This is a genomic window from Lysinibacillus pakistanensis (assembly GCF_030123245.1).
GTDB lineage: Bacteria > Bacillota > Bacilli > Bacillales_A > Planococcaceae > Lysinibacillus > Lysinibacillus pakistanensis.
Window position 1 is genome coordinate 163,450 of the sequence record NZ_CP126101.1, and the last position, 13,953, is coordinate 177,402.

The following is a 13,953-nucleotide window of genomic DNA, read 5'->3' on the forward strand; positions in this document are numbered from 1 at the left end:
AATGGAATCTTTAATACTTGTATTAGTTGGTGTATTAGTAGCAGTTGCGACGTACTTAATCCTCTCGAAACAGTTATTACGCGTAATTTTAGGAACTGCAGTTTTATCACATGCAGCCCATCTCCTAATTTTAACAATGGGCGGGCTGAAAAAAGGGGATGTCCCACTTTTAGGAGAATCAGAAGGTCCCTATACCGATGCATTGCCTCAAGCATTAATTTTAACTGCAATTGTTATTAGCTTTGCAGTGACAGCATTTGTGCTTGTTCTTGGCTATCGTGCCTATAAAACAAATGGTTCAGGGAATTTTGACGAAATGAGAGGTACGCCAGATGAGTAATATGATAGTTTTACCATTAATCGTACCCGTTATTACGGCAATTTTACTAGTTTTTTTACGTGAACATATTACCCTGCAGCGCATTATTAGTGTATTAACATTAAGCTTTGTGGTTTTAATTAGTATCGTATTATTATTAGGCATTCAGGAGCAGGGTGTGTTACGAATCGATTTTAGTGGCTGGGGGCCACCCTTTGGTATTCTATTTGTTGCGGATTCATTTTCCGTTTTACTTGTTTTAATAGCGAATATTGTCGCTGTAATATGTGTCCTATATGCCTTGTTTACGATTGGCAGTAGCTATGAAAAAATGTATTTCTATCCATTCGTATTACTCATGGTAGCAGGAGTCAATGGTTCATTCTTAACAGGGGATATATTTAATCTGTTTGTGTGCTTTGAGGTAATGTTACTGGCCTCATATGCGCTCATAAGTTTAGGTGGCGATAAGATTCAGCTTCGGGAGGCATTAAAATATGTCCTTATCAATATTGTTGCCTCTTGGATTTTCCTAGTAGCATTAGCCTTTTTATATGGAACTGTTGGAACATTAAATATGGCACATATTTCTGTCCGTGTAATGGAGGCTGGGGCAGATCCAGTTATTACAACGGTTGCTCTTATTTTTTTAATAGTCTTTAGTTTGAAGGCTGGTTTATTATTGTTCTTCTGGTTACCAGGCTCATATAGTGTTCCACCTACAGCGATTGCTGCACTTTTTGCTGCATTACTAACAAAAGTTGGCATTTATGCGCTTGTCCGTACCTTTACCTTGCTATTTCCAAACAATCCAGAGGTTACACATGTTGCACTCGGGATTATGGCAGGATTTACGATAATTGCTGGTTGTATGGGCGCATTGGCAGGGCGAGATGTACGAACTATTGCCTCTTATAATGTCCTTATTGGTGTTGGATTTATAGTTGCTGGTCTTGCGATTGGTACAGAGTCAGCGCTACAGGGAGTAACTTATTATTTAATGCATGATATGGTAGCGAAAGCTATGTTATTTTTGGCAGTAGGTATGATGATTTATGTTACGGGTGAAACGTTAATTGATAATATGAGTGGGCTAATTCGGAATTATCCACTTTTCGGCTGGTTATTCTTTATTGTAATGTGTTCACTTGCTGGTATACCTCCATTAAGTGGTTTTTTAGGGAAGGTGTTAATTGGACAAGGTGCAATTGAGGGTGGGAATTTTATCCTATTAGGTCTAGGATTTTTATCAAGTTTAATTGTCTTGTATTCCCTTCTACGAATCTTTCTTTCCTCATTCTTTGGAGAAACAATTATTAGTCTAGAAGATGAGAAACCATTACCGAAACGCATTGTCTTGCCATTAGCATTATTGGCCGTTTGCACAATTGGTTTAGGGATTGGCGCTGAGTGGATGGCGCCATTTGTAACAGATGCAGCAGAAACACTTTATACGCCATCGATTTATATTGATGCTGTGTTAGATGGAGAAGTATGGCAGGGTGAGGTGAGTAAATAATGGCAATGCAATTTATTCTAAATTTATTTATCGCAACCCTTTGGTTATTGTTACAGGATGAGGTGGTTCCACAATTTTCTACATTCTTAATTGGCTTTATTGTAGGTATTGGGATTTTGTATGCGTTGCATCGTTTTTATGGCACACAATTTTATTTAAGACGTGTGTTTTCCATTATTAAATTACTATGGCTCTTCAATTGGGAGCTACTATTATCAAGCTACAGCGTATTAAGACAAATAACTACGCCAAGACTTCAAATTACTCCTGGCATATTTACGTATAAAACAGTACTAAAGGGAGATTGGGAAGTAACAGCACTTGCATTACTGCTCACACTTACTCCGGGATCAGTAGTGATGGAGGTTTCTGAGGAGGGCGATGTGTTCTATATTCATGCAATGGACATTGAGCAATCGAAGGATGCTGTTATTCGTTCTATAGGAAAATTCGAACAAGCAATAATGGAGGTGACACGTTAATGATTGAAAATATTTTACTCTTAGCCTTAGCTTTATTTAGTGTTTCCATTGCGCTGTCACTGTATCGTGTTATTCGGGGACCGTCTATGCCAGACCGTGCCATTGCTCTTGATACTATTGGTGTAAATTTATTGTCAGCAATCGCCATCGTATCGATCGTATTGAAGACAAAGGCATATTTAGAAGCAATTTTGATATTAGGGATATTAGCATTTATCGGTACAATCGCTTTTACAAAATATATCGAAAGAGGTGTGATTGTTGAACGTAAATCAAATGATTGAATGGGCGGCTGTCATCCTCATTTTGATTGGCTCCATTGTTAGTGTTATTAGTGCATATGGGATGATTCGTTTACCTGATGTATACACACGCTCCCATGCTGCAACGAAAAGTTCTACGTTATCGGTATTAACATGTTTATTAGGTGCATTCATTTATTTTTGGGTGCATGATGGCTTTGTAAGTGTACGGCTAATATTAGGTATCCTCTTCGTCTTTGTAACCGCACCTGTAGCAGGGCACTTAATCTGCCGAGCAGCCTATCGCTCCCGGGTTCCATTAGCACAAGGCTCTGGTGAGGATGAGCTGAAGCCTAAGCTATTTCCAGAAGAAAAATAGAGGGAAGACTGTTTGCCAAAGCAAGCAGTCTTTTTTGTATTGGTGGATGGAGGCTTTAAAGTGCTTGATAGTCATGCTGAATTAGTGGATTAAACCTCCGAAATGGTGGATAGAAACGCAAAATGAATGGATAGTGTTATTACGATTATGAATGAGATTTTTTGGGAATTAAACAATTGTAGGATAAAAGCTGATGAAACGGAAAATAGTAAAGGTACATCGGAATAAATATTAAAAATAAATTGACTTATCAGAAAATTATGTTTATAATATTTGGCTAAAAATTATTCACTTTAGCTTGATTATTATTTCAAAAGAGTATATCTTAATTAGCAGATAGATTTTTTATTCTTTTGAATGAATAATTATCCATTCGACTATTTTCGAGAAATACATTTCTCATACACAATAAAATATACTTAAAAGGAGATCTTGGATGATGAAGAATAAATTTTTCTTGCTTATGCTTGTTCTAGTAATTGGTGTACTAGCTGCATGTGGCGCAAAAGAAAATAAAGACAATAGTGCAAATTCAAATGCAGATGGGGCTACAGAGCAAAAGCAAGTATTAAAAGTAGGTACTTCTGCTGACTATGCACCATTTGAGTATGTGGATGCTGCAAAAGGTGAAGATATTATCGGGTTTGATATAGATTTGATCAAATTAGTTGGTGAAAAAATTGGTGTAGACATGCAAGTGCAGGATATGGATTTTAACAGCCTAGTACCAGCATTACAAGCAGGTAAAATTGATGTAGTTATTTCTGGTATGACGCCAAACCCAGAACGTGAACAAGTCGTTGATTTCACGGATAAATACAATGAGACAGAACAAGTAATTATCGTGAAAAAGGAAAGCGGTATTAAAAAAGAGGCTGATTTAGCTGGCAAGAAAATTGGTGTGCAAACAGCTTCTATACAAGAAAATTTAGGGAATAATATTGCAAAAAAAGTAGATGCAACTGTTGAAGGACGTACTCGAATTCCTGAAATCATCCAGGATATGATGTCTAAACGTTTGGATGCCGGAGTTTTAGAAGGCGGCGTTGCCAAAGGTTATCTCAAAACTAATGATAAATTAGCTGCTTTCCCTGTTGAAGAGCAACCAGAAGATTTCAAAGCAATCGCTGTTCCAAAAGGAAGCGACCTAAAAGATAAAATTAACAAAGCATTAAAAGAATTAGCTGATGAAGGTAAAATTCAAGAGCTAGAAGAAAAATGGTTAGAAAAAGTTGAATAAATAAATGGACTGCGATAGCTCTATTTTGGGCTATCGCTTGTGCTTTTCATATTCTTAACAGAAATCAAGAAAGGAGGGAGATGCTGTGAATTTAGATTTTTCAGCTATCGTTCCCTCTATTCCTTATATATTAAAAGGAATAGGTGTTACACTTCAAATTGCAATTGGTGCCTCGATTATCGGTTTTATCGTAGGGGTGCTACTCGCATTATGTAAAATTGGTAAAGTGCGTATTTTACGTTGGTTTGCAGATTTTTATACATCCATTTTCCGAGGTACACCACTTGTCCTACAATTATTAATTATTTACTATGCAGTACCACAGCTATTTGATATTCAAATCGAACCAATTCCAACAGCGATTATGGCTTTCGGCTTAAACTCTGGTGCTTATATTTCAGAAATAATTCGCGCTGGTATTAATGCAGTTGATAAAGGCCAGATGGAAGCGGCACAAGCACTTGGAATTCCCTATACAAAAATGATGAAGGATATTATTATCCCACAAGCAGTAAAAAATATTTTACCATCTTTAGTCAATGAATTTATTACATTAAATAAAGAAACAGCAGTAGTAACAGTTATTAGTGCCTTAGATATTATGCGTCGTGCTTATATTGTTGGGGGTTCGACATATCGCTACCTTGAGCCATTACTCTTCGCCGGTGTAATTTATTACATCATGACGCTTGTTTTAACGTTCCTTGGTAAACGAATCGAGAAAGGAATGAGAAAAAGTGATTAGAATTGAAGATCTTCATAAGTCATATGGACAAAATGAGGTACTTAAAGGAATCTCAACTGAAATTAAAGAAAAAGAGGTTATTGCCATTATCGGTCCATCCGGCTCGGGTAAATCAACATTTCTTCGCTGCTTAAATCTATTAGAAGAGCCAACGAGTGGAAAAATTACTATTGCTGGTGATGTTCTAACAGATAAAGGGACAAATATTATGAAAATACGTGAAGAAGTCGGCATGGTTTTTCAGCATTTTCATCTTTTTCCTCATAAAACAGTACTAGAAAATTTAACATATGCACCCATAAATGTGAAGGGAATGGACAAGTCGGCTGCTATAAAAAATGCAGAGGAGTTACTAACAAAAGTGGGGCTATTTGAGAAGCGCCATGAGTATCCTAACCGTTTGTCTGGTGGGCAAAAGCAACGTGTTGCCATTGCTCGTGCCCTTGCAATGGATCCAAGGGTAATTTTATTTGATGAGCCTACCTCTGCACTTGATCCAGAAATGGTTAAAGAGGTTTTGGCGGTTATGAAAAATCTTGCAGATACAGGGATGACGATGTTAATCGTTACACATGAGATGGGCTTCGCTCGTGAGGTGGCAGATCGCATCCTATTCCTCGATGGCGGGAAGCTAATTGAGGATGCTCCACCAGAACAATTTTTTACAGAGCCATCTACTCAGCGTGCAAAGGATTTCTTAGAGAAAGTGCTATAGTTTAATACTGCATCATAAAAAACAATAGCTATGCCAAGCGGATAAGGCAATAAAGCACGGTGATTGTTAGATAAATTTCTAATAATCATCGTGCATTTTTTTATTAAGAAAATTCTTCTATTAATGAAGAAAACGTAAAATGTTTCTTTATTGTTTCGATGGTAAACAATTCCTCAATATGATAGGCTCCTGCTGGGTGATGATGTTCAAGTAATTCAGTAGCAATAGTTGCTGCAATTTTAGCTGTTACCATTGATTCGTCATGCTCCAAAAATGTTATTGCTACAGCTCTCTCCTCAAACTGATCCCTACCAATCGCCTCTACCTTAATGCCACATACATCAGAACCAATTTTTATTTTTTGAATAGCTGATGCAAGTAGTTTTTGTACCTTGTCCAATTTTAGCATATAGGATAGACGACTTTTTTGTAAAAACGAGACGAATCGATTGAGCGACTCTACATCAAAGCCCATTCTCGTAACGATTTGACTAGTTGAGAAATGCTTGGTTAATGTATGTTGATCAGAAAAATTAAATTGATAGAGACTACGCTTTCCAACACCCTTAAATTGAACAACTCTCCTATTTGTAAAGTTAGTGATGGTCTGCCTTTTATGCTGATAATTAAGGTGGTAGGGCTGATTCAGCTGGTCCAAAATCCATAAAACTGCCGCAGTGCCATGAGTATCACCAGCTCCAAGTAAAATTGAGATATGAAGCTGATCGATAGTAGTTAATTGCTGTGCAGCATGCATCGCCATTAAATTAGTTAATCCTGGTGCCATACCAACACTGTAAACGATTGTAGAATGATGTTGTTCAGCAATTGGATGAAGATCCTCTAATTTTTTTAGAAAGGCATAGCTGGCAGTAATATCAATATACATAATGCCCTCCCTCAAGCAGAGCTGAGTAAATGCAGTATCTTGTTGCTCTAAACACATAATCACAAGCGCTACACCTTCTAATTGCTGTGGGTTTACAGTCTTTGACACATCCATCTGTATTGGGGTTGCAAGATGATTGCAGCGAGCGCAAAATAGCTTAGCCTTTTCTATATTTCTACCAGCGATCACTATTCTATTCGGGTAGCTTCGTAGCAGAAGTTTTGCTATTTTTCCACCGACTTCACCATAGCCTCCAACAATTAAGATATTCTTTTTATTCATATAAAATCTTCTCCCTTAATAGCTACTAATGCGTCAATCATATGTGTTTTAAAATAGGGAATGATTGTTGTAAAGCCGACCTCCTGCAACAAAACAATAAGTGATTCGAATCTAATCGGATGTGTTGTAATGCTAAAGGATTGTTCAAAACGTTGCCAATGATTTTCAGAAATTCCGTTATGGAGCATAGAGCTTCGCCAATAGAGGAGCTGATGCTTGAGTGCTGAGGAATTTAAATCAGCATTTATAGATGATATAAATAACACACCATTTACCTTCAAGCTTTCTGCTATTTTTTGAAGCATGGCTTTCTTTTGATCAACATCTTTCATAAAATGTAAAACTAAATGACAGGTAGCTACATCAAATAAGTCTTTTACATTTAATGTTAGTAAATCTTTTTCAACCCATTCAATATTAAGTACATATGGTAGAATATTAATTTGTTTAGCTGCTAGCTCTAGCATTACATGGGATGTATCAACTGCGGTGAAATGAGCAGAAGGTAATGATTCACCTAATGTTAGTAGCTCTTGTCCGCCACCTGCGCCTACTACTAAAATTTTATGTTTTGTAGGAAAGCTATGAAGTATATTTACCATCATGTCATAAATAAGATCGTAGCCAATAATCTTCTGACGAATGGATTGTTGGTATGCAAAAACAGAAGAGTCATCCCAATTGTGTAATGATTTGGTCATTTAAATACCTCCTAAATTTTTGTGGGTAGTAGATGAATAGTGTAACTGCTTCATCTTTAAGCAATCATTCTTATGATAGATTGCTGACTGTCTTGTGAAGTCACCTAAGATTTGGCTTGGGCTGTTCCTTAAAATAAGTATTCGTACTTCCGTTTCCCATGTAATAAGCCTTTAGTTGATGTGACAGCAAGATGTTCGGAAAAATGGCTGGTGATTTTGGTGCGCTAATTGTTGCCTTGAATTCAATTAAGAATTATTCTCAATTATAAAGTCTCAGAAAAAAAGAACTATCCCATATTTCTGGGGGGAGGTAAGTTTTTATGAAGGATACACAATATTGGCGAAGAAAATCTGAACAATGCTTAAAGCACAGCGAAAATTCATTTGAATACCGCCAATTAATGATAGAAGCTCTACGAACACAAATAAATTTTGATGCTTATTGCTGTACTTTAACGGATGCACATACACTTTTTTCGGTAGGTGCAGTTACTGAACATTCAATAGAGGCTATTCATCAGGAGATTATGGAGTTGGAATATACTATTGAGGATATAAATAAATATGAATTCTTAGTACGTAGTGGTCAACACATGGGTAGGCTAAGCGATTCGACAAGTCAAAGCTTCCGCTATAGAGAAGTGTTAAAGCCTAATGGATTTAGTGATGAAATACGAGCTGCATTAATTTATCAAGGACAATGCTATGGTTTTTTAACATTGTTCAAAAGAGCGGAAAGTGAGCTGCCCTTTTTTCAAGATGAAGATCTAGCACTGATAGAAATAGTGATGCCAATTATGGGGGAAAGGTTAAAGGAGTTCCATCATTATATTATTGAGGAGCGGCTTCCAACTGTAGAGGGAGAACAAGGCATTGTAATTATTGATAAAGAGCTAAGAGTACTATCTAGTAATACAAAGGCTTACGAATTGCTATCAATTTTAAGAAAATATGAAAGCTTAACGGAATGGCAAGTACCTAAGCCTATTCAAGCAATATGTGCAAACCTACTTGCTGACAATTACAATACCAATACTTCTTTAATAGTGCCTATTAAGGATACAGGTTATATTGCTATTCGTGCATCACTCATGCTGACAAGCCTTCAAGAACAGCAAATTGCTTTATTAATAAATGAGGCATCATCGAGAGAAATGCTAAACTTTTTAATAATGGCTTACAACCTTACGCCGAGGGAAAAGGAAGTGGTATTTGAAATTATTAAAGGAATTCCAACAAAAGAGATTGCTTATAATCTTGGTATTTCACATTATACTGTACAGGATCACTTAAAGGTTATTTTTCAAAAAGTAAATGTCTCAAATCGAAATGAGCTAGTGTGGAAGATCTTTTCTCGATTCCAATTAGATTAATAATGTGGATTTAATAAAAGAATCTACTAAAATAATAGCAGATTCTTATCATTGATAAACGGTCTTTTTGATGAAATAATAGCTCATAACCAAAGCCTAGTACATTTAAAATTTTGGCATGATTCTCAAAAATGGATTCTAATTTTTTCCTGAGATTACTGATATGAACCTTTGTTGCTTGGGTTTGTCCGATACTGTCCTCTCCCCAAATCAATCTATAAAGCTCAGATGGATGAAAAATTTGCCCAGGATGTGACAAAAGAGTTATATCGAACTGATAAAAATAATGTGACAACATTAATCGGAGCATCCGAATGGGATTACGCAATTTTGAATCGCACACACGAATACGATGTTATGGACAATGCTAAGAAAAAATTAACGACAGGAGGAGAGTGTTAAAAATGGCAACTTGGACTTTTTCGTTAATGCTAACAAATTGCAACAGATTGTGAATTAGAAGTTTTTCATAAGCAGCTAGATTGGGGTATTTGGAATACAGAGGATATTGAAGACAAGGCGCCTCTTAATGTTCCGCCTAATACAACTATTCAGGCATTAGGCATAAAGGCTTCAACTGGACCAAATGGCTATGAATGTTCTTGCTCTTGGCGAGATAAGGTACCATCAGGTGAAAAATCTTATGGCACCATCTCGTTATCATTAAATGTCCCGCAAAAAAGAAAAATAGAGCTGAATGCTTAGCTGATCATCAATTTCATATAGATGGCTGGTGGGACTTACCAGAAAAGGGTCATAACTTTGTGCGATCCATCATTGTAATCACTAAAGATTTTTAGGAGAGATTGGAGCGATAAGATGAGAGTAGAGCTTAAGCCTATTACGAAAGATGATGAGCCATTTCTCTATGAAGTCTATGTTTCTACTAGAAGAAAAGAAATAGATTCATGGGGATGGTCTGCTGAACAAATACAGCACTTTTTAGAAATGCAGTGGTGCGCACAGCAAACTTCATATAGGAAGCAATTTCCAGATGCAAGTCATTGTATTATTCTTTCAGATGATAAATATGTAGGTCGGTTGTTAACAGAAAACCTACCAGAACATCATCATCTTATTGATATCTCTATTTTGCCAAGTTTCCAAGGTAAAGGAGTAGGAACGTTTCTAATTACTCAACTTCAGCAGAAAGCAAAAGAAGAAAATAAATCAGTGATATTGCAAGTTTTTCAGACAAATCCTGCAAGAGACCTTTATGAGAGACTAGGATTTCAAGTAATGTCAGCTGATGAAATATATTTGAAAATGAGATGGCAATAAAAAGAGGATGAACTTAGGAAATAAATATAGGCAAATGAATTTGATATAGACTATTTGAGTATTCTAAGTGCATGTACTTTGTTTTTTGCTTATAATAGGAGAGTCAGAATTATTCTGAACAAGTAGCCACAGGGTGAGCGATTGCGATTGAAAAAATTATTATATGTAGTTATCTTTTTTGTTTTTATAGTCATTTTTTTGTACGTAAACAATCACTGGCTGGTTGTCAGCAAGCATGTATTCGAATCGGAAAAAGTGCCTGCTAGCTTCGACGGGCTACGCATTACCCAAATAACAGACCTTCAGGATGCTCTCTTTGGTGAACAGCAAGAGAAACTCATAGCAAAGGTGAAGACAACAAATCCCGACCTGATTTTTATTACAGGTGATTTAATTGACAGTAATCGCTATGATTTGGAGCGTAGCTTGCAGGCTGTTAGAGGATTAGTGAAACTAGCGGATGTCTACTATGTACTTGGAAACCATGAGGTAGCTACTAATAAGGTAAGTGAAATTTATGAGGTGCTTTCATCGTTAGGTGTACATATATTAGCCAATGAATCGACAGTTATTGAGCGCAACGGGGAGCGCTTAGCGATTGTTGGTATAGAAGATCCGTTAATGGGTAGAACAACAGAAGACATGCTAGAGATGGTAAATGTACAACCGGATGTTTTAACCATTTTATTAGCACATCGACCAGAAGTGTTTAATACGTATGTAAATTATGAAATTGACTTAGTGTTTGCAGGACATGCTCACGGTGGACAGGTCCGTATTCCCGGTATTGGTGGTATCTTTGCTAGAGGGCAGGGATTATTCCCAAAATATACAGCAGGTGTATATGAAGAAAATTCTACAACGATGGTCGTTAGCCGAGGACTAGGGAATAGTTCTGTACCTTTTCGAATTTTTAATCTACCGGAAATTGTCGTAATGGAATTAAAGAAAAAATAAAGCACTGCGTCTTTACTGCGCAGTGCTTTCTATTTGTTTCCGTTCAATACGTTTCACAAGATATATACTTATTTCATATAAAATAACCATTGGAACTAGTACAAGCAGCTGACTGATAAAATCAGGGGGGGTAATGACAGCCGAACCGATACCCATCGCAATATAAGACCAGCCACGGATTTTTTTCATAGATTCAGCTGTGAGTACACCAATGGATGATAAAAATAGGGCGACAATAGGTAACTCAAATAGTAGTCCAAGGGGAACTGTGGTCATAACTAAGAAGTGCATATATTCACTTGCTGACACCATTACATCAAAGTTTTTGGCTCCAATGCCTACAAGGAATGTGTAGCTAAGTGGATTTACAACAAAATAACCGAAGGCTACACCCATTAAAAAGAGTACAAGCATGACAGGTGCATAGAGTCCAAGAAAGCGACTTTCTTCCTCCTTTAAACCTGGCTTTACGAAGATCCATAAAAAGTGAACTAGAAATGGCATCGAAAGACCAAAGGCAAGTGTGGTAGAGATTGTCATGTAAAATTTGACTACCTCTAATGGACCTAAAATAATAAGTGAATGACCCCTAGTTACATAAGGGAACCAAATATTAATGGTAGAGAATACAACAATAAAAAATAAAATAAATACGACAAGTCCTTTAATAATTTGCTTTCTTAATTCTGTAATATGCTCAAATAATGAAGCCATTGGAAAGAGTGGTTGATCCGTCACTGACGCCTGATCAGTTTCAGTTGGAGTTTCAACAAAAGCCTCCACAGGTGTGAGAGGCTTAGCTTCTTTCTTATCAAGAGGACTTAAATATTTTCTTTTTCTGTCTTCATATGGATCCATAGGAACACCTCCTACGAAGCATCAGATTTTTTTTCTGCTTTTTTTGGTTGCTCATCATCGTCATCTATAAGCCCCTTTGTGGACTTTTTAAACTCTGCAAACGTTTTACCAACAGCTCCGCCAATTTCCGGTAGTTTTTTCGGGCCAAATACAATTAAAACAATAACTAAAATAATAATTAGTCCAGGTACTCCAATTGCTCCAAGTCCTCCCATAGTCTCGTCTCCTTTAAATTAGTATATTTTTTACACCAATGAACCGCCTGATTTGCTATATTTCACAACACCCTCTGCACATCGATATGCTAGTGCACCTAATGTACCAGTAGGGTTATAACCGCTATTATGAGCAAAGTTTCCTGCGCTCACAGCAAATAGATTCTCTACATTCCAATGCTGAAGATAATTATTGACAACCCCATCCTCTGGCTTTGAGCTCATAACAGTTCCGCCAGTGTTATGTGTTGTTTGATACGGTACAATATTGTAATCAGTGATTTCAGCATTTGGAACAACTGTTTTTGCGCCCATTTCCTTCATAATGTCAGCCGCACGAGCCGAGATAAATTTATGAAGTGCTCGATCCTGATCTGTAAAATTGTACGTTAACTGTATTAAAGGTAAACCGTAAGCATCCTTATAGGTCGAATCAAGAGATAAATAATTTTCTTTATGTGGCATGGAAGCACCTTGAGCACCGATACCGAATGAGCGTGTATAGTAGTGAATAGACTGCTTTTTAAACTCGGGTCCCCATGTGGGTGTATCAGGGGGAGTTGGATTTGAAACAATAGGGCGTGTGCCTGTTTGCGTCAGTGCTATATTTCCGCCATGAATAAAATCTAAGTCGCTATGGTCGAAATTATCTCCATTATAGTCATCAACACTCACCCCAAGTGAGCCTGCCCCCATAAATGTGTTAAACTGCTCGTCAAAGAATCCTGCAGCACCAGGAAGTATTTGATAGCAATAATTTCTTCCAAGTGTTCCTTTTCCCGTTGCTGGATCATAACGCTCTCCAATATTAGAGACCATCAATAGCTTGGCGTTATTAAAGACATAACTTGTAAGAACAACGACATTTGCAGGTTGTATAAATTCTTCTCCAGATATCGTATCGATATATCTAACACCAGTTACTTTATTGCCTTTCTTGAGGATTTCTACAACGTTGGAGTTATAACGTAAATCAAAATTACCTGTTTTTAAGGCAGTTGGTACAACCGTTATTTCTGCAGATGACTTTGCCCCATATTCACAGCCGAAGCGCTCGCAAAAGCCGCAATATTGACAAGCATTAATCGTTTCACCATCAGGATTCTTATAAACCTCTGATACATTTGCAGAAGGAACCATATAGGGTGATAACTTAAGTTTTTTTGTCGCCTTTTCAAATTGCTGAAGCATTGGCGTCATTTTCATAGGACCCGTAGGATAAGGATTTGAGCGTTTTCCACTAAATGGGTTTTTGCCATCGCCAGAAATACCTGCTGTTTTTTCGAATTTGTCGAAATAGGGCTCCAGCTCATCGTATGTTAATGCCCAATCTTGAATTAGATAGTCAGGTCCGAGTTTATTTGGGCCATAGCGCTTGTCCGTTAATGTTTTAATTTGAAAATCGTAGGGCAAGAAGCGATATGTCATACCGTTCCAGTGTGTGCCAGAACCCCCAAGCCCCTCGCCAAGTAAGAAGGAGCCAAGCTGTCGCATAGGTAATGCCTTCATGTTGCGATTGTTTCGGAAACTGATTGTCTCTTTTGAAAGGTTTTGCATTATATCATATCGAATTGCATAACGATACTCGTCATGAATACTCATAAAATCTTCTGTCCCTCGTTTTTGCCCACGCTCTAAGCCAACGACCTTCAATCCAGCCTTCGAACATTCTGCAGCGACAATGCCTCCAGTCCAACCTACACCGACTGTCACAACGTCTACGCTCGGTAATGTTGTTGCCATGTGCTAACCTCCT

At 37.3% G+C, this 13,953-nt stretch carries 17 protein-coding genes; 11 read left to right on the forward strand and 6 right to left on the reverse strand.

Features of this window, described 5'->3' with window-relative positions; translation table 11 throughout:
• Position 1 precedes the first annotated feature (1 nt).
• The 8 genes from QNH24_RS00825 to QNH24_RS00860 all read left to right on the forward strand — a co-directional run bounded on the left by QNH24_RS00825 (position 2) and on the right by QNH24_RS00860 (position 5,641).
• Entirely contained in the window at positions 2-340 is a 339-nt protein-coding gene (locus QNH24_RS00825; RefSeq protein ID WP_283870313.1) for a Na(+)/H(+) antiporter subunit C, read from the forward strand.
• A complete protein-coding gene (locus QNH24_RS00830) occupies positions 333-1,838 on the forward strand; it encodes a Na+/H+ antiporter subunit D (RefSeq protein WP_283870314.1) in 1,506 nt (501 codons plus the stop codon). Before QNH24_RS00825 ends, QNH24_RS00830 begins: the two co-directional genes overlap by 8 nt.
• Positions 1,838-2,320: a Na+/H+ antiporter subunit E gene (locus tag QNH24_RS00835; RefSeq protein WP_054771957.1), complete on the forward strand. Its 483-nt coding sequence runs from the start codon at positions 1,838-1,840 to the stop codon at positions 2,318-2,320. The genes QNH24_RS00830 and QNH24_RS00835 overlap by 1 nt, the downstream gene beginning before the upstream one ends.
• Positions 2,320-2,604 carry a Na(+)/H(+) antiporter subunit F1 gene (locus QNH24_RS00840; protein WP_054771958.1) on the forward strand — a complete coding sequence of 95 codons (285 nt, stop codon included), beginning with the start codon at positions 2,320-2,322 and terminating at the stop codon, positions 2,602-2,604. The genes QNH24_RS00835 and QNH24_RS00840 overlap by 1 nt, the downstream gene beginning before the upstream one ends.
• Positions 2,582-2,941, forward strand: coding sequence for a Na+/H+ antiporter subunit G (locus QNH24_RS00845; RefSeq protein WP_283870315.1), 360 nt, complete (start codon positions 2,582-2,584; stop codon positions 2,939-2,941). Before QNH24_RS00840 ends, QNH24_RS00845 begins: the two co-directional genes overlap by 23 nt.
• A gap of 439 nt (positions 2,942-3,380) precedes the next feature.
• Entirely contained in the window at positions 3,381-4,181 is an 801-nt protein-coding gene (locus QNH24_RS00850; RefSeq protein ID WP_429983635.1) for a transporter substrate-binding domain-containing protein, read from the forward strand.
• A gap of 85 nt (positions 4,182-4,266) precedes the next feature.
• Complete coding sequence (locus QNH24_RS00855; RefSeq protein WP_283870317.1) at positions 4,267-4,926, forward strand: amino acid ABC transporter permease; 660 nt, start codon at positions 4,267-4,269, stop codon at positions 4,924-4,926.
• Positions 4,919-5,641 (forward strand): amino acid ABC transporter ATP-binding protein, encoded by a 723-nt coding sequence (locus QNH24_RS00860; RefSeq protein WP_283870318.1) that lies wholly within the window; start codon positions 4,919-4,921, stop codon positions 5,639-5,641. The genes QNH24_RS00855 and QNH24_RS00860 overlap by 8 nt, the downstream gene beginning before the upstream one ends.
• A 103-nt stretch (positions 5,642-5,744) precedes the next feature.
• Here QNH24_RS00860 and QNH24_RS00865 read toward each other — a convergent pair whose 3' ends face one another.
• Together QNH24_RS00865 and QNH24_RS00870 are read right to left on the reverse strand one after the other, a co-directional pair.
• The gene (locus tag QNH24_RS00865) at positions 5,745-6,812 is read right to left on the reverse strand and encodes a saccharopine dehydrogenase family protein (protein ID WP_283870319.1); all 1,068 of its coding nucleotides are present in this window, start codon (positions 6,810-6,812) and stop codon (positions 5,745-5,747) included.
• The gene (locus tag QNH24_RS00870; RefSeq protein ID WP_283870320.1) at positions 6,809-7,513 is read right to left on the reverse strand and encodes a class I SAM-dependent methyltransferase; all 705 of its coding nucleotides are present in this window, start codon (positions 7,511-7,513) and stop codon (positions 6,809-6,811) included. The genes QNH24_RS00865 and QNH24_RS00870 overlap by 4 nt, the downstream gene beginning before the upstream one ends.
• Before the next feature lie 320 nt (positions 7,514-7,833).
• Between QNH24_RS00870 and QNH24_RS00875 the strand changes: the two genes are divergently transcribed.
• Positions 7,834-8,886, forward strand: coding sequence for a helix-turn-helix transcriptional regulator (locus tag QNH24_RS00875; protein ID WP_283870321.1), 1,053 nt, complete (start codon positions 7,834-7,836; stop codon positions 8,884-8,886).
• Between the two features lie 10 nt (positions 8,887-8,896).
• Here QNH24_RS00875 and QNH24_RS00880 read toward each other — a convergent pair whose 3' ends face one another.
• Positions 8,897-9,196, reverse strand: coding sequence for a winged helix-turn-helix domain-containing protein (locus QNH24_RS00880; RefSeq protein ID WP_347342970.1), 300 nt, complete (start codon positions 9,194-9,196; stop codon positions 8,897-8,899).
• A gap of 509 nt (positions 9,197-9,705) precedes the next feature.
• On the opposite strand from QNH24_RS00880, the gene QNH24_RS00885 reads away from it, so the two are divergent.
• Together QNH24_RS00885 and QNH24_RS00890 are read left to right on the forward strand one after the other, a co-directional pair.
• Positions 9,706-10,167, forward strand: a complete 462-nt coding sequence (locus tag QNH24_RS00885) for a GNAT family N-acetyltransferase (RefSeq protein ID WP_283870323.1) — start codon at positions 9,706-9,708, stop codon at positions 10,165-10,167.
• Between the two features lie 147 nt (positions 10,168-10,314).
• Positions 10,315-11,124: a metallophosphoesterase gene (locus QNH24_RS00890; protein ID WP_283870324.1), complete on the forward strand. Its 810-nt coding sequence runs from the start codon at positions 10,315-10,317 to the stop codon at positions 11,122-11,124.
• 12 nt (positions 11,125-11,136) lie between these two features.
• On the opposite strand, the gene tatC is transcribed toward QNH24_RS00890, so the two are convergent.
• The 3 genes from tatC to QNH24_RS00905 are packed head-to-tail and all read right to left on the reverse strand — an operon-like array spanning position 11,137 to position 13,940.
• Positions 11,137-11,982, reverse strand: coding sequence for a twin-arginine translocase subunit TatC (gene tatC, locus QNH24_RS00895; protein WP_283870325.1), 846 nt, complete (start codon positions 11,980-11,982; stop codon positions 11,137-11,139).
• Between the two features lie 11 nt (positions 11,983-11,993).
• The gene (gene tatA / locus QNH24_RS00900; RefSeq protein ID WP_283870326.1) at positions 11,994-12,197 is read right to left on the reverse strand and encodes a twin-arginine translocase TatA/TatE family subunit; all 204 of its coding nucleotides are present in this window, start codon (positions 12,195-12,197) and stop codon (positions 11,994-11,996) included.
• A 30-nt stretch (positions 12,198-12,227) separates the two neighbouring features.
• Complete coding sequence (locus QNH24_RS00905) at positions 12,228-13,940, reverse strand: GMC family oxidoreductase (RefSeq protein WP_283870327.1); 1,713 nt, start codon at positions 13,938-13,940, stop codon at positions 12,228-12,230.
• Positions 13,941-13,953: the final 13 nt, after the last annotated feature.